Here is a 15,575-nt window from a genome sequence, read left to right as displayed (position 1 = left end):
TCAGGCTTTCCGCTATATCTTTTGAAAAACAAAAGGATGTCGCTGCAATCCTTAACACGAATTTTCGATAACTAGCAATTAGATAAACAAATGATACAATGTTAGAAATAAGACCAACATGCGAGCATTGCAATAAGAAATTGGCTTTCGATTCACAAGAGGCTATGATTTGCACTTTCGAATGCACGTATTGTATAGATTGTGTCGAAAACATATTACAACAAGTGTGTCCTAATTGTGGTGGCGGATTTGAAAAACGGCCCATCCGACCAGAAAACGTATTAAAAAAATATCCCGTATCGACAAAAGTGATACATAAACCAGTAGATTTAAAAGCGCATTTAGAGCGCATCAATAAAACATAACACATAGGGAAGATTGATTATGATTACAGGAAAAAACTACATCGGATTTGAATTGTCAGCGAAAGGAAATTTGAGCTACAAAACCTTCAATCCGCAATTAAATATTGAAAACCAAACAACGTTTATTGAAGCGACACCTACCGAAATTGAAACAGCGTGTCTCTTAGCTGAAAGCGCTTTTCATGATTATAAAAACTATTCAGGAAAAGCGAAAGCCGCATTTTTGAATGCTATTGCTGATGAAATTTTAGCTTTAGACGACGAACTGATTAAGACTTATTGTTCTGAAACCGGATTACCTGAAGGTCGCGCCAAAGGGGAACGTGGACGAACTATCGGTCAATTACGATCCTTTGCCGAATTAGTTGTAGAAGGATCCTGGGTTGAAGCCACAATTGATACAGCGCAACCTGATAGAGAACCGATGCCAAAATCTGATATTCGTAAAATGATGGTGCCTTTGGGACCTGTTGTGGTATTTGGTGCGAGTAATTTCCCCTTAGCTTATTCTACAGCTGGAGGCGATACTGCTGCCTCTCTGGCTGCGGGTTGTCCAGTGATTGTAAAATCACATCCCATGCATGCAGGAACAGGCGAATTGGTAGCCTCTGCTATTGTAAAAGCTGCAAAAAAAACGGGTATGCCCAAGGGTGTATTTTCTAATTTAAATAGTAGCGGCATTGAGGTAGGAACGCAATTAGTTAAAGATTATCGAGTTAAAGCCGTCGGTTTTACTGGAAGTATAAAAGGCGGTCGTGCGCTTTATGATTTGGCTTCCCAACGCGAAGAACCCATTCCTGTGTTTGCAGAAATGGGCAGTATCAATCCCGTAGTGATGCTTCCGGAAGCCTTAAAAAATAGAGGTGAAGCTTTGGCAAAAACTTATGCGAGTTCTATTACTTTAGGAACAGGTCAGTTTTGTACTAATCCAGGTTTGATCTTAGGTGTTGAAAGTGAAGCTCTGTCTCACTTTATCACGCAACTTTCCGCAGAAATTATAAACATAGAACCTGCTTGTATGTTGCATCCTAATATTATGGGTGCGTATAACTCTAAAAAGGCTAAAGCTTTGGCGCACTCTGAACTTGAGATATCAGCCGATTACAATTCAGAGGTACAAGCCAATTATGCTAAACAAGCTTTAACAACAGTAAAAGGGACATCATTTATCAAAAATTCAACCTTACATGAAGAAGTGTTTGGTCCATTTTCAATGGTGGTTCAATGTAAAGATGCTAAAGAACTGGAGGCTGTTATTTCTCAGTTAGAAGGACAACTTACAGGAACAGTGATTGCCGAAACTAACGAGGTTTCAAAGTATCCTAAAGTCATTTCAGCCTTGCAAAATCGTGTTGGCCGCATCATCTATAATGGTGTTCCAACAGGTGTTGAGGTTTGTCCGTCTATGGTGCATGGTGGACCTTATCCAGCTTCTACAGACAGTCGTTTTACAGCAGTTGGGATTCATTCCATTAAACGTTGGGTGCGACCATTTAGTTACCAGGATTGGCCTAATGATTTATTGCCTGACGAACTTAAAGATGAAAATCCTTTAAAAATTTCAAGATGTTTAAATGGAACGATGAGTCGCCAAAAAATTTAATTTTAATACGGTTACTATGAAATGCTTTAGATGCTTTTTTGTCCTCCTATGTTTTGGGTTAATATCCTTTCAATCTCAATCACAATCGGATTCAGATAAGTTAAACGCCATTATAGTAAGCTATGAAGCGGAAAGAGATTATGATTTTAAATGGAATGAATCTGTTGCCCATACGATTAAATATTACCAGGCTGAAGCAGATTTAGCAAAGCAATTAATGACCGATTTAGAACACGTTTCAGAAGACAATTTATCTGAAAGTGAAAAAATTTCTAAAGAATTGCTGGCTTTTGTTTTGCAAGATGTTATCGATACAAATTCCTTTAAAACCTATTTAAATACCATTACCAACGAATCTGCTTTTCATTTAAATTTAAGCAGAATGGGACAAAGAACACTTAAAACCAAAGCACAAGTCAATGCCTATTTACAACGCCTCAAGGATTTGCCTAAACGCGTCGATTATAATTTAAATCTCTTGCGAGAAGCGATAAAAGAAGGCATGGCTCAGCCTAGAGTTGTGTTTAATAATTATGAAGATACTTATAATAAGCATATCGTTTCCGATGTGACTAAGAGTGAGTTTTATAAACCATTTCTTAATCTGCCTGAAGATTTTTCAGTAACATTAAAAGACTCCATTATTAAGGCGGCTAAAGCAAGTGTTCAAGAAAATGCTATCCATCAATATAAAAAAATTAAGCGCTTTTTTGAGGATGAATATTTTCCGAATACCAGAAAAAAATTAGGCATTTCAAGCATTCCTAATGGCGAAGCATTTTATCAAAATAGAATCAATTACTTTACAACAAGTCAGCAATATACGGCTGAAGATATTCACCAAATCGGTTTAAAAGAAGTCGCGAGAATCAGAGCAGAAATGCAACACATTATCGATGGTTTAGGGTTTGAAGGGAGCTTTGCCGATTTTATTGCTTTTCTTAGAACTGACGAACAATTTTATCCTAAGACAGCAGAAGAGTTATTGATGTTTGCTAGAGATATAGCGAAAAGAATTGATGGCGAATTACCAAAATTCTTTAAGACGTTACCAAGAAAACCTTATGGTGTAGTTCCAGTTCCTAAGGCGATTGCACCCAATTATACTGGCGGCCGATATTCGCCTTCTTATAGCGAAACGACTGCAGGATATTACTGGGTGAATACCTATAATTTATCGAGCAGAACGTTGTACACCATTCCTGCTTTGACAGCTCATGAAGCGGTTCCTGGGCATCATTTGCAAATCTCATTAAATAATGAACTGCCAAAAACAATTCCGAGTTTTAGAAGAAACTTGTATTTGTCGGCTTATGGCGAAGGTTGGGGATTATATGCAGAATATTTAGTTGATGAAATGAATATTTACACAACACCTTATGAAAAATTCGGGCAGTTAACCTACGAAATGTGGCGTGCTTGCCGTTTGGTGGTTGACACAGGTGTGCATGCTAAAGGATGGACACGACAGCAAATGATTGATTACCTATCGGAAAATACAGCTTTATCCATCCATGAGGTTACTACAGAAACAGACCGTTATATTTCGTGGCCTGGACAAGCTATATCTTATAAAATTGGAGAGCTTAAAATTAGAGAATTAAGGCAAAAAGCTGAAACCGAGTTAGGTGAGAAGTTCGATATCCGAGAATTTCATGAGATTATTTTAGAGCAAGGTACGGTCACTTTATCCATTCTTGAAAGACGTATTACTAAATATATTGAACAGCTTAAAAATGAGTAAATCAACCTTTGTTTGTATTGATGCGCATACCTGCGGTAATCCTGTGAGAGTCATCAAAGAAGGTGGTCCACAATTACTCGGAACAACCATGAGCGAGAAGCGTCAACACTTTTTAAAGCATTATGATTGGATTCGAAAAGGCTTGATGTTTGAACCTCGCGGACATGATATGATGAGTGGCAGTATTTTGTATCCGCCACATCACCCCGACAATGATTTTGCCATTTTATTTATTGAAACTTCTGGCTGTTTGCCCATGTGTGGTCATGGTACTATTGGCACTGTTACCATTGCTATTGAAGAAGGTTTGATTACACCTAAAACTCCTGGAAAAATTAGAATGGAAGCACCTGCGGGATTGGTTGAAATCGACTATCAGCAAACTGAAGGTAAAGTGGATTGGGTCAAACTAACGAATGTTAAAAGTTATTTGGCAGCCGAAGGCTTAACTATTGAATGCCCGCAATTAGGACCACTAACTTTTGATGTAGCTTACGGTGGAAATTTTTACGCAATTATCGATCCGCAAGAGAATTTTTCAGGAGTACATCAAGTTTCAGCAGGTCAAATTATTCAGTATTCACAAACACTAAGAACATTAATTAATACCAAATATCCCAATGCATTTGTGCATCCCGAGAATGAAACTATACGGGATGTAACCCATCTATTATGGACAGGTTCTCCAATAGACACTACATCTTCTGGAAGAAATGCCGTATTTTATGGTGATAAAGCTATCGATAGGAGTCCGTGTGGCACAGGAACATCAGCACGACTAGCTCAATTATATGCCAAAGGGAACTTAAAATTAGGTGAACCATTTATTCACGAGAGTTTTATTGGTTCCAAATTTATTGGTCGTGTAGAAGAGGAGGCCACTTTAAATGGGTTGCAAGCTATAATTCCGAGCATTCAAGGTTGGGCAAAAGTTTATGGTCATAATACCATCACTATAGATCCCGAAGATGATCCTTATGCCTATGGGTTTCAGGTGATTTAGTTCAAACGATTAGTGCAAGTAATATAAGCAATGAGTAAAAAAATAATAGTTATAGGCGGTGGAATTATAGGATTGTGTTCTGCGTATTACCTGCAAAAAGAAGGACATCAGGTAACCATAGTGGATCAGTCTAATTTAGATGCGGGCGCTTCTTATGTGAATGCAGGATATTTATCACCAAGTCATATTATTCCGTTATCTGCTCCTGGAGTTATGAAAAAAGGCTTGAAATGGATGTTTAATGCTTCGAGTCCGTTGTACATAAAACCACGATTAGAATCCGATTTTTTAAGATGGGTTTTAGCATTTAATAAATCATGTAATTCAAATCATGTGACTAAGGCTATTCCTGCCATTAAGTCAATTGCTTTACTAAGTCAGGACTTATACGATGCTATAAAAAATGAAGAAGGATTCACATTTCAGTATGAGAAAAAAGGGTTGTTGATGTTATGTCAAACTGAACAGATGCTTGAAGAAGAGTTTAAAACCGTTCAGCTTGCTAATCAAGAAGGTTTAGCAGCAAAAATGATGAATCTTGAAGAATTAAAGGCTCTAGAACCCAATGTCAAAATTCATGCAAAAGGCGCTACATTTTACCAGTGTGATTCTCATACAACACCGCATGAGTTTATGGATGAAATGAAAGCACATTTAAAAGTTGCAGGTGTTCAGTTTTTTAAAAATGAAAAGGTTGAAGATATAGAAGTTTCAAAAGCAACTATACAATCGATTACTACAGATAAACAAGTTTTAAAAGCCGATGAATTTGTCTTAGCAGCTGGTTCATGGTCTCATATTTTAAGTAAAAAATTAGGATTAAAACTCTTGCTTCAGGCAGGAAAAGGTTATAGAATCAATACGACTCAAAATACCGGAATTACACTTCCTGCAATTTTAGCCGAAGCCAAAGTTGCCGTGACACCTATGAATGGATTTACCCGGTTTGCTGGCACAATGGAAATAGCAGGTATTAATCATAATATCAATCACATACGTGTCGAAGCTATAGCGCATGCTGCCTCGCGTTATTATCCTGAAGTCGCCTTGAGTTCTGAAGAAAAAAGAGCTGCAGCTGCTGGTTTGCGTCCGGTATCACCAGATGGATTACCTTATATTGGGAAATCTTCAAAATGTAATAACCTTACCATTGCAACAGGTCATGCTATGATGGGTTGGAGTATGGCAACAGCTACAGGTAAATTAGTTTCCGAAATTATAGATACTAAAAGCACATCTATTGCTACACAAATGTTTCATCCAGATAGACGATTTTAAGGTACCTGAAGAACTCTTTAATTAGGAGCATTATAGTCCATAAAAAATAGGTGCTACCCTGTGATTTGGTGTTTTATAATCATTTTCTTACGGAAAAATACTACGATTTATATTAGTAATCGCAATCTAAGCAATTCAAAATGTGCTGTTTATCGATTAAAGAAGTCTGTTGGTAATCTAAAACCATCCAATTATACATTTAATCGAAAATATAATGGTTCTGCTTTTTTAATTCTGATATTTACAAAGCTAGTTATTATAAGTCCGCATTAATAAATGGCATGAATAATGATATTGATTAATAGCAAAATAGAGTTATTAAACATTAACCTAAATCGTATTATTATGAACCTAGAAATTACTCAAGCAAACAACTTTTTTAAAGTTAAAGGTGTGTTAGACAGACATAACATTCACCAGTTTAAAAAGCAATTTAGAAATGTATTTGAGAAAGCTAATGTGATTACAGTTAGCATTGAAAATCTCACTAGCATTGATCGTTATGGCGTGAGTGCTATTGCACAATTACATAACGAAGCTTTAGTGAAAAACAAACGCTTATCTATTATTGGTCTTGGTCATGGTAGTTTATACAATCACTTCAAATCTGAAGAAGCTGCATAATTAGCAGGACATATCTGCTACAATTTTCCAATGCCCATTAATCTTTTTAAAGATGATCATAAAAACGCCATTGGCATTACCAATGTCGCGAGTAAGATGGTATTCGCCCATCACCCAATAATTGTCGTTTTCAATTTTAGAAATATCATTGATTACAAAACGTAGTGTGCCACTTTCGGCTTTTGTAGGATAGCCTTTTTTATAATTGGCTAAAGTATTATTCCAGCCTTTTGTGAGTCCGTTACTGCCATAAAATTTAAGATTTTCATTCGTCCAGTAGCCTTTCATAAAACCTTCTAGGTCATGATTGTTCCAAGCAACCTCTTGTGCAGACATAACTTCTTTGATAGCTGTTACTGCATCTTGATTAAGGTCTTCAGAAACTACTTCAGAAATCGTATCGTTATCACTACGTTTAGATTCAGTTTGACAAGACACAAGTAACGTTAGGACTAGTATATAGTACACAAATTTCATAAGCGTATATTTAGATTTTAAATATACTTAAAATTACAATGCGTTTTTTTGATGCTTAAAGAATGCATCCGCCTGTAGTTGCATGAGTTCACGAGCTTTTTTACGTTTGTAAGTATAGAGTTCGTCTTCTTCGGCAATATCATTATAAATTCTGTTATTGAGTGTTTGATCGGTTTGAAGTACTAATTTGCGCTCACTTACTTTTTGTTCAACCCAGGTTTTAACAGCTGTTTCGGCATCTTCTAATTTGTAGTCATATTCACCTTTTGGCGAAAGTAATTTTGCGAAAATAGGAGATGTTTCTACCGCTAAAAACAAGAGTAAAATGAATAAGGATGGGAGCCAAGGTAATTCCCCTAAAGCATTAACGCGCGCCATCAATCCATCAAAGCCATCAATTATAGGTTGTGTAGAGCTTACTTGAGCGTCATAATCATTTTTTAGTTGTGCAATTTGAGCTTCGGTCGCCTCTATTTTTGCTTTATTATCTGTTTTTAGTTGTTGTAATTCGGCAAGTGCAGCATCATGTTTTTCTCGTTTTTCTTTATATACAGGTCCTTTTCCCAGTAACTGTGTTCCGGCAGTACCTTCAGCTTCAGAAATATAAACATCATAAAGCGCATTTACTTCAGCTTCTTTTGTGATGATTTGCGATTGTAAGGTTGCAATGTTTGCTTCTAATGCTTCAACATTTGGTGTAAACTGTTCAGCAATTTGATTTTGGTTGGCTAAAGTGAGTTCATTTTTTTGTTCAAGCAGCACTTGATTGATTTCCTTTTCAAAGATTTTAAGTTCTAGAGGTTTAGAAATAACAACAGCAATAATAATCGCTAAGATGATTCTTGGTGATGCCTGAATGATTTCGTCGATACTATTGTTACGTTTTTTTATGGTAGACACGATAAAACGGTCCAGATTGAAGATCAACAACCCCCAAATAAATCCAAAAGTAAGCGCAGAAAATAGATTGTCAAAAACAGTGTAAAGGGCGTAGCTACATGCAATAAATGCCATAACAGCAGTAAAAAATACAGTAGCTCCAATGCCAGCATATTTATTTTGTTCTCCTATAGCGCAATTATCGAGAATATCTGTATCTGCTCCAGAACAGATGATGAAGAATTGTTTTAACATGATGATTGATTTTTGATTGATTGTCTATTAGAACGCAAAAAGCCTTGTATTGTTACATATTTTAACAGAAAAAGACCTTTCATGTCTTATTTATGAAAGGTCTGTGATTTATGTTTGGTTTTTTTAGCCTTTATTTTGAAGTACAATACACTTTATTTGGATATCCTCCACTAACGTACATATTTGAATTTTCTTTGATCACAAATTCTGATAAACCCACGTTTGTTGGATTGTCGGGACTCCAATCATAGGTGTATCCTAACTGAGTCCATGGGTATCCATACTCATCAAAGATAGAATCTGTACAATCTTTGTATTGGTTAGCTCGCGTGTCATTAAACCATTTTCGATAGCTGCTACTAACATCGTTTGGTAAATTGAGTCCGCAACTACTATCATTAGTTTCATTATCAGGCGCAGGTCTAAATAGGTCTGATGGTTTTACCCAAACTTCTAGGAAAAACGTTTCAACAGTAAAAGGCTGTAAGCCTAACAATTGACGCAAACGCATGTTAGGATCTTTATACTTTTTATGGAAACTTTTGCAACTATCTTGAATAATAGGTGCGGCTGTAACCCAAATAACGCGATTTTCATTATTGAATTTTCCTTTTTTGGGATACCATTTCGGATTTAATTTCCAAGACACCATTTTAATGTAACGTTCCCTATTAATTATAGTGTCTAGCAAATTTTTATCCGTTTCCAGATTGATAAGGTGGTTATATATTTCACTTGGCTCTGGATTTTGAGCATCTAACATTGCAGCTTTAAAGAGTTTTTTTAAATGAGGAACACTGTCGGTTATTAAAGGCAGCATTGGTGTGTTTTTTGGTTTCTCTTGTACAGTAAAGTTGTTTGGAATGTTTTCAGCTTTTTTGCTAAGACCTAAGCCTATAGCTAAGCAAACAAAAAACAATAAAGACAGCGCTATGTATAATTTTGGATTTGAAGATAATCTCATGACAAGCTATTTAAAGTTAATCATTTAAAAATAGCAATGTTTACGAGATGATTTTAGAACCGATTTACTCGAAATTTAAAACCCGTATATATACCTGAAAGCCTCATTTAAGAGGCTTTTAGGTATATTTATTTTTAATTAGTTTTAATGGAAACCACTACAGGAGGATGCACAAAACCTTTAGAATCTTTAATATCAAAAAACTGAACAACTGTTTCAGACGAGAGTGCTTTTAGATAGGATTTAGACTTATCATTTAAGGTATAGCCTTTGTTGTGTTCCGTTGGTTTACCAGGCACTTTGAACTTAAAGCTTATCACTTCAGCTGTTTCTAATGTGAGTTTTATACTCTTAAAATCGTCAATAGTTAAGTTGAGTTGGTCGTTGATAGGTGTTTTTCCATTGATACTAACAAGTGCTTTACTTTTTTGATACTTCTGTTGTGTACGTATTGGTTCTTTAGAGAGGTACACTAAAGGTTGTTCATTAGTTGTTGGCTTTGCTAGTACATTTAATTCTGGATGCTGTTTTAAAAGCGAAATGGCTTCATCTGAAGAAATCGCTTTGTTTTCATAGTAGAATTTGGCATTTTTCTTTGCCATATCTATTATAAAATCTAATGCAGATAAAGGTTTTGGAGGGGAAGGGATATCCATGATTTTTTTATCACGACTTGGGATATTGTCTTTAAATTCTGTCATAATTTTTCCGTCACTAAATACTTTCGTGATGTATTGATTTGGAATGACATCAGAGGCATTCACTTGAGACGGACTTATAACGTCACCAGCTTTTGAAACTTCAAAGCCGTTCCTATTGTAATACTTCGTTTTGTTATCAATAGTTACAAAATAATGTGCTTGTCCGTTTATTTTAATAAACCCTGTTTTAGTTTTATAAGCTTCAGAATTATTTGGATCATACTCTTCATCATTTACAATCATATTATAAGTCATACCATTTTCTGATTTTATCTGATGTACTTTTCGCTTGTATTTGTGTTCAAATTCATCAATAGCACGCTGCATTTTTTCACGTTGTTCAGGTGTTGCGTTCTCCGGAATTGCAGGTGGAATGGGATAATCGTTGTAATTTTCAGCATTGGGACCATTACCCGTTTTAACTTTTTCGGGTCTTGGTGGAGGAGGAGGAACAAGTAAATTATCACCAGAAATATTTTCTAGCTTATACTTTTTAATCAATGCTACAAGATTGGTAACCATAGCTTTTGGTGCCTTGGGATCATGTTTGAAATTTACTTTTTTAGACCGACGCTTATCATTAGCGATACTTTTAAACTCGGCTTCAATTGTTTCTAAAGAACCTAACTCATCATCGACTAAAAACTGGCCTTTGTTATTAAGCAAAATCCACATTGGTTGTGTCTGATTTTTAGAAGATGCTGAAGGGTTTAAGTGCTGTTTAACCTTATCCCATTCTTTGGCATTTGAACTATTATTGGTTGATTTTCCTGCTGCTGGTGGCGGAGGTGGTGGCAAAAGTTTGTATTTTTTTAGTTCTTCTTTAGTGAAAGATTTATAAAGCCTTGAAGCGCGTTCATACAGAAGCTTTAATTCTGAATTATCGGTCTGACGTTCTTTTAAATAAATTTGAATCGCATCAGAATATTTTTGTGATAAGGATCTGTAGGTTTTGACCTGAGACTGTTGATAGGTCGTTTCAAATCCTTTTTTAGTGTATAGACTAAATTGATAAGGCTGCGGAAACCTTTCACTACGAGCATTTTTATGAGCAAAACTACCAACATAATGTGCAATATCATCCAAGGCATATGAATTCAATTTTACGTTGGGAATATGAACACCATCCAGCCAAATAGCAAATTCTTTCTCATTTTTCCAAGACTCAAATTGTTCTTTAGTAGGTGTTTTTGCTTTGGTTTTTGATAAATCGATTCCCGGAATTTTAGGATAAGGTTCTACAGAAGCTTTTTGTTTTTCAGTCATTAAATTGTAGATCGACACAATTCTTTCATAAGCGTCATGGTTTATAGTATGTGTGGTGTTAAATGCAATGATAAATTCGTTGTATTCTTTCATTTGAGCTTCAGAAACACCTTCAGATATATAATTTTGAACAGGTACTTCTGCTGCTTTTACTATTTGTTTACGCTCAGTAAAACTGTATAGCATAAGGGCTAGTAACGGAAAGACTAATAGGCTTCTAAGCCAAATAGATGGTTTTGATGTGTTTGTTTTCATAACTGTAAATCGTTTTTTGATGGATGAATAATTGATGGCATTTGCCAATTGAGGTTCGCTGGCATTTGATGAGAATGCTAATAATAATTGTTGATATGCTGATGGCTGAATGCCGTTGCGTAATACGGCACGATCTGCTAAAAATTCATGATTGAGCTTAACTTCTTTTTTTAGAAGGTATATAAGTGGATTGAACCAAAACAAGATGTGTGTCAACTCTAAAATTAAAACGTCTAAACTGTGTTTTTGCTTCGCATGCGTTTGTTCGTGGAGTAATACTTCCTGCGGAATTTCGGCGTGTTCAAATTTATGTTTATTTAAAAATATATAACTAAAAAAGGTGTGCGGTGTTACAAGGTTTGTTACTAAAACGTTGATGAAAGCAGCCGATTTCAATTTTGGATTGTTCTTAATTCGCTTAATGATTTTATAGAGATTTAGGGAAAATTTCAGAAGAAAAATAAAAACGCCTAAACCGTAAATACTCCATAATATAATAGATGCATAATCTATTGAAACCTCTTTAGAAACGGCATCTGTAATAACCATTGTTGGCAGTGGTTCTATCATTTCAAAAGAATCATATACGAGCGGCTCAATGTATTCTATAAAAGTAAGCGATGGTATAATTAAGGCAGTTGTTAATGCACCTAGTAAATAAAAACGCTTGAAATTATGAATGCTGGATTTTTCTAAAAGCAACTTATAAAAGACCATAAAAAGAGCCAAACAAGCGCTAAATTTTAAGAGGTAGATAAGCATGACTACTTGTTTTTAATTTCGTTATCGATTAATGCTTTTAAGTCTTCTAATTCGGCTTTAGACAAATTAGTTTCCTTCGTAAAAAATGATGCAAACTGAGAAGCACTGTCATTAAAAAATGTTTTAATAAGCGTATTTACATGTTTAGAAAAATAATCTTTCTTTTTAACCAAAGGGTAGTATTCACGGGATTTTCCGTAGAGCTTATAAGCTACAAAGCCTTTGTCAATCATACGTTTTAAAAGGGTAGCAACAGTTGTGGTTGCAGGTTTTGGTTCTGGATAAGCTTCTAATAAATCTTTCATAAAACCCTTCTCAAGTTTCCAGAGGTATTGCATTAATTGCTCTTCGGTTTTGGATAATTGCATTGTTCTACGTTTTTAGAATTAACTCTACAAATGTAGAATAAAAAATTGAATTTCCAAATTCTATAAAAATGAATTTGTTTAAAATCAACTATATTTGATAAAAATTATCAGATAAAACGCCCACAATGAAAGCTATTCATCCCATTTTAATCTGCACCTTATTTTGTTCAATGTTTTGCGGTGGACAAACCGTTCAAGACCTCATTAATCAAGTTGATATTAATAGATTAGAACTTACTCTTAACGAATTTTCTGGAGAACAATCGACCGTTGTAGATGGAAATACGGTTACAATTTTAAACAGGCAGCAAGCCAATAATGAATTGGCAGGTGATTATTTGGTTGAACAATTTGAAGCTCTCGATAATATTACCGTTTTAGAGCAAACTTTTAATTCTAACGGAAGAAATATTATTGCCACTCAGTTAGGAAAAACAAACCCAGATAACATTTATATTGTATGTGCGCACTATGATACTGTGGCAGATTATTGTGCAGATGACAATGCTACTGGAACTGTTGCCGTATTAGAAATTGCCAGAATTTTATCGCAGCAATGCGTCGATAATACTATTGTTTATGCGCTTTGGGATGAGGAAGAAATAGGATTACTAGGCTCTCAATTTTATGCAAACCAAGCGGCGAGTAATGGTGACAATATTCTAGCCGTTTTAAACATGGATATGGTGGGGTATGATGGTGATGCTCCAGGTGAGCCTGGCGATAATGAGTTTGATATCGATTACAGAGATATTGCAGGATCTGTAGCAATGAAAGACGATATTATTTCGGTTTTAAATACTTATACTTTTGATTTGAGTGTGATAGAAGTCAATCCAGGTACAACGGCAAGTGACCATGCGCGTTTTTGGGCACAAGGTTTTACAGCATTATTGGTTGGAGAGTCTTGGGAAACTGATGACGAAACCCCATTTTACCATTCGTCTGGAGATCGTGTAGCAACTCTTGATTTGCCTTATTACCGTGAAATGATAAAACTTGTTACTGCTTATATGGCGACCAAAGCAAGTTTGATTGCTGTTGACAATACAGTAACGCAAACCCCATCATTACTCACGTCTAACCAATCGTCGGCATCATACCAGTGGTATGATTGTAATACGAATAGTCCTATTTCTGGAGCAACTAATCAATCTTTTTCACCTTCAGTAAATGGTGTTTATGCGGTTGAAATTACTTCAGGAACCTGTATAGAACGCAGTGCTTGTATTGTTTTTGATACGCTTGGTTTGGACGCTTTTTCTGAAGATGAATTACAGGTTTACCCCAATCCGGTAAAGGCTAAACTTTCTATTGAAACGGCTTTTGGAAATCAAGCATTAGCGATTAATTTGTATGATGTTTCAGGAAAGTTACTTTTAAATACAACTACTTCAGAAGGCTTAACAACTTTAAATGTGAAAGACTTTCCGGAAGGCATTTATTTTTTAAATATAAAATCTTCGGAAAAAACAGGAACTTATAAGATTGTCAAGGAGTAATATACGTAATGACTATAAAAAAGCCACCAAAATATACTGTTTTGGTGGCTTTTTTATGAAAGGATGGTTTTTAACTCAATTTAGTAAAATACTTATAAAATAAAGGAATGGTTTCAATACCCTTTAAGTAATTCCAAACCCCAAAATGTTCGTTAGGCGAGTGGATCGCATCACTGTTTAAGCCAAATCCCATTAAGATAGTTTTACTTTTTAATTCTTGCTCAAATAGCGATACAATGGGAATACTTCCACCACTACGTTGCGGAATTGGGTTTTTGCCAAAAGTATCATGATAGGCTTTTGAAGCCGCTTGATAACCAATACTGTCAATTGGCGTCACATAACCTTGTCCGCCATGATGCGGTTTAACCTTTACTTTTACACCAGCAGGAGCAATACTTTCAAAATGAGTTTTAAATAATTCAGTTATTTCTTCCCAATCTTGATGCGGTACTAATCGCATTGATATTTTAGCAAAGGCTTTGCTGGCAATTACCGTTTTGGCACCTTCGCCAATATAACCACCCCAAATTCCGTTAACATCAAGTGTTGGTCTTATAGAATTACGTTCGTTAGTTGTATACCCTTTTTCGCCATAAACGGCATCAATATCTAAGGCTTTTTTATAGTCTTCAAGAGAAAATGGTGCTTTAGCCATTTCTGCTCTTTCTGATTCGGAAAGTTCTTCAACCTTATCATAAAATCCCGGAATAGTGATATGGTTATTGTCGTCATGGAGTGACGCAATCATTTTAGTTAATATGTTAATCGGATTTGCAACAGCACCACCATATAATCCTGAATGCAAATCTCTATTAGGACCAGTTACTTCAACTTCAACATAACTCAATCCGCGAAGCCCAGTAGTTATTGAGGGTACATCTTGAGCAATCATGCCAGTATCAGAAATTAAAATAACATCATTTTTAAGTTTGTCCTGATTATTTTTAACAAACTTAGATAAGTTCACACTGCCAACTTCTTCTTCACCTTCAATCATAAATTTGACATTACAAGGAAGCTGGTTGGTTGCCGTCATAAATTCCATGGCTTTGACATGCATGTACATTTGTCCTTTATCATCACAGGCACCTCGTGCAAAAATGGCACCTTTGGGATGAATTTCTGTGGTTTTAATAACAGGCTCGTAAGGTGGCGAATCCCAAAGTTCTAAAGGGTCTGCTGGTTGTACATCGTAATGTCCATAGACTAGTACAGTAGGTAGTTTTTCATCTAATATTTTTTCACCATAAACGATAGGGAATCCTTCGGTTTCACAAATTTCAACATGATCGCACCCAGCTTTAAGTAAACTTGTTTTAATGACGTCAGCTGTTTTAAAAACATGCTCTTTATAGGCTGGATCGGCACTTACTGACGGAATTTTAAGCAGGTCGATAAGTTCGTTAAGAAAACGGTCTTTATGGTCTTCAATATAAGATTGAATATGTTGCATGAGTGTTTATTTTTTGATTCTTTCAAAAGTACAAAAACGAAGTTTATTTTTTCCTAATTAAAGTTATTTGAAT

General features: G+C 35.5%; 13 protein-coding genes. 7 read left to right on the top strand and 6 right to left on the bottom strand.

The genetic code is table 11. The features are described 5' to 3' along the window. Positions 1-98 precede the first annotated feature (98 nt). From N4270_RS02155 to N4270_RS02130, 6 genes are all read left to right on the top strand, one after another. Positions 99-365, top strand: coding sequence for a DUF1272 domain-containing protein (locus tag N4270_RS02155; RefSeq protein WP_260095150.1), 267 nt, complete (start codon positions 99-101; stop codon positions 363-365). Between the two features lie 19 nt (positions 366-384). Continuing rightward, the gene (locus tag N4270_RS02150; RefSeq protein ID WP_260095149.1) at positions 385-1,968 is read left to right on the top strand and encodes an aldehyde dehydrogenase (NADP(+)); all 1,584 of its coding nucleotides are present in this window, start codon (positions 385-387) and stop codon (positions 1,966-1,968) included. Between the two features lie 16 nt (positions 1,969-1,984). Continuing rightward, positions 1,985-3,712 (top strand): DUF885 family protein, encoded by a 1,728-nt coding sequence (locus N4270_RS02145; RefSeq protein ID WP_260095148.1) that lies wholly within the window; start codon positions 1,985-1,987, stop codon positions 3,710-3,712. Next, entirely contained in the window at positions 3,705-4,715 is a 1,011-nt protein-coding gene (locus tag N4270_RS02140; protein WP_260095147.1) for a 4-hydroxyproline epimerase, read from the top strand. The genes N4270_RS02145 and N4270_RS02140 overlap by 8 nt, the downstream gene beginning before the upstream one ends. A 30-nt stretch (positions 4,716-4,745) precedes the next feature. Next, positions 4,746-5,993 (top strand): FAD-binding oxidoreductase, encoded by a 1,248-nt coding sequence (locus tag N4270_RS02135; protein ID WP_260095146.1) that lies wholly within the window; start codon positions 4,746-4,748, stop codon positions 5,991-5,993. 345 nt (positions 5,994-6,338) lie between these two features. After that, positions 6,339-6,617, top strand: coding sequence for an STAS domain-containing protein (locus N4270_RS02130; RefSeq protein WP_260095145.1), 279 nt, complete (start codon positions 6,339-6,341; stop codon positions 6,615-6,617). On the opposite strand, the gene N4270_RS02125 is transcribed toward N4270_RS02130, so the two are convergent. The 5 genes from N4270_RS02125 to N4270_RS02105 form a co-directional block, all read right to left on the bottom strand. Next, on the bottom strand, positions 6,618-7,094 hold the full coding sequence (locus N4270_RS02125) for a nuclear transport factor 2 family protein (RefSeq protein ID WP_260095144.1): 477 nt from the start codon (positions 7,092-7,094) through the stop codon (positions 6,618-6,620). 33 nt (positions 7,095-7,127) lie between these two features. Continuing rightward, positions 7,128-8,228, bottom strand: coding sequence for a DUF4407 domain-containing protein (locus tag N4270_RS02120; RefSeq protein WP_260095143.1), 1,101 nt, complete (start codon positions 8,226-8,228; stop codon positions 7,128-7,130). Positions 8,229-8,358: 130 nt separating this feature from the next. Next, positions 8,359-9,192 carry a hypothetical protein gene (locus N4270_RS02115; protein WP_260095142.1) on the bottom strand — a complete coding sequence of 278 codons (834 nt, stop codon included), beginning with the start codon at positions 9,190-9,192 and terminating at the stop codon, positions 8,359-8,361. 134 nt (positions 9,193-9,326) lie between these two features. Then, a complete protein-coding gene (locus N4270_RS02110) occupies positions 9,327-12,176 on the bottom strand; it encodes a M56 family metallopeptidase (RefSeq protein ID WP_260095141.1) in 2,850 nt (949 codons plus the stop codon). Between the two features lie 2 nt (positions 12,177-12,178). Beyond that, a complete protein-coding gene (locus N4270_RS02105; protein WP_260095140.1) occupies positions 12,179-12,544 on the bottom strand; it encodes a BlaI/MecI/CopY family transcriptional regulator in 366 nt (121 codons plus the stop codon). A 125-nt stretch (positions 12,545-12,669) separates the two neighbouring features. On the opposite strand from N4270_RS02105, the gene N4270_RS02100 reads away from it, so the two are divergent. Further along, positions 12,670-14,046, top strand: a complete 1,377-nt coding sequence (locus N4270_RS02100; protein WP_260095139.1) for a M28 family peptidase — start codon at positions 12,670-12,672, stop codon at positions 14,044-14,046. Positions 14,047-14,116: 70 nt separating this feature from the next. On the opposite strand, the gene N4270_RS02095 is transcribed toward N4270_RS02100, so the two are convergent. Next, entirely contained in the window at positions 14,117-15,502 is a 1,386-nt protein-coding gene (locus N4270_RS02095) for a dipeptidase (protein WP_260095138.1), read from the bottom strand. Positions 15,503-15,575 lie beyond the last annotated feature (73 nt).

It is taken from the genome of Psychroserpens sp. SPM9, assembly GCF_025153525.1.
Classification (GTDB): domain Bacteria; phylum Bacteroidota; class Bacteroidia; order Flavobacteriales; family Flavobacteriaceae; genus Psychroserpens.
Note: the sequence above shows the minus strand (reverse complement) of the source record. Positions and strands in the feature narration are given on the sequence as shown.

Coding starts and splice junctions, on each gene's coding strand:
- N4270_RS02155 (WP_260095150.1), top strand. CDS start 99: ATGTTAGAAATAAGACCAACATGCGAGCATTGCAATAAGAAATTGGCT.
- N4270_RS02150 (WP_260095149.1), top strand. CDS start 385: ATGATTACAGGAAAAAACTACATCGGATTTGAATTGTCAGCGAAAGGA.
- N4270_RS02145 (WP_260095148.1), top strand. CDS start 1,985: ATGAAATGCTTTAGATGCTTTTTTGTCCTCCTATGTTTTGGGTTAATA.
- N4270_RS02140 (WP_260095147.1), top strand. CDS start 3,705: ATGAGTAAATCAACCTTTGTTTGTATTGATGCGCATACCTGCGGTAAT.
- N4270_RS02135 (WP_260095146.1), top strand. CDS start 4,746: ATGAGTAAAAAAATAATAGTTATAGGCGGTGGAATTATAGGATTGTGT.
- N4270_RS02130 (WP_260095145.1), top strand. CDS start 6,339: ATGAACCTAGAAATTACTCAAGCAAACAACTTTTTTAAAGTTAAAGGT.
- N4270_RS02125 (WP_260095144.1), bottom strand. CDS start 7,094: ATGAAATTTGTGTACTATATACTAGTCCTAACGTTACTTGTGTCTTGT.
- N4270_RS02120 (WP_260095143.1), bottom strand. CDS start 8,228: ATGTTAAAACAATTCTTCATCATCTGTTCTGGAGCAGATACAGATATT.
- N4270_RS02115 (WP_260095142.1), bottom strand. CDS start 9,192: ATGAGATTATCTTCAAATCCAAAATTATACATAGCGCTGTCTTTATTG.
- N4270_RS02110 (WP_260095141.1), bottom strand. CDS start 12,176: ATGCTTATCTACCTCTTAAAATTTAGCGCTTGTTTGGCTCTTTTTATG.
- N4270_RS02105 (WP_260095140.1), bottom strand. CDS start 12,544: ATGCAATTATCCAAAACCGAAGAGCAATTAATGCAATACCTCTGGAAA.
- N4270_RS02100 (WP_260095139.1), top strand. CDS start 12,670: ATGAAAGCTATTCATCCCATTTTAATCTGCACCTTATTTTGTTCAATG.
- N4270_RS02095 (WP_260095138.1), bottom strand. CDS start 15,502: ATGCAACATATTCAATCTTATATTGAAGACCATAAAGACCGTTTTCTT.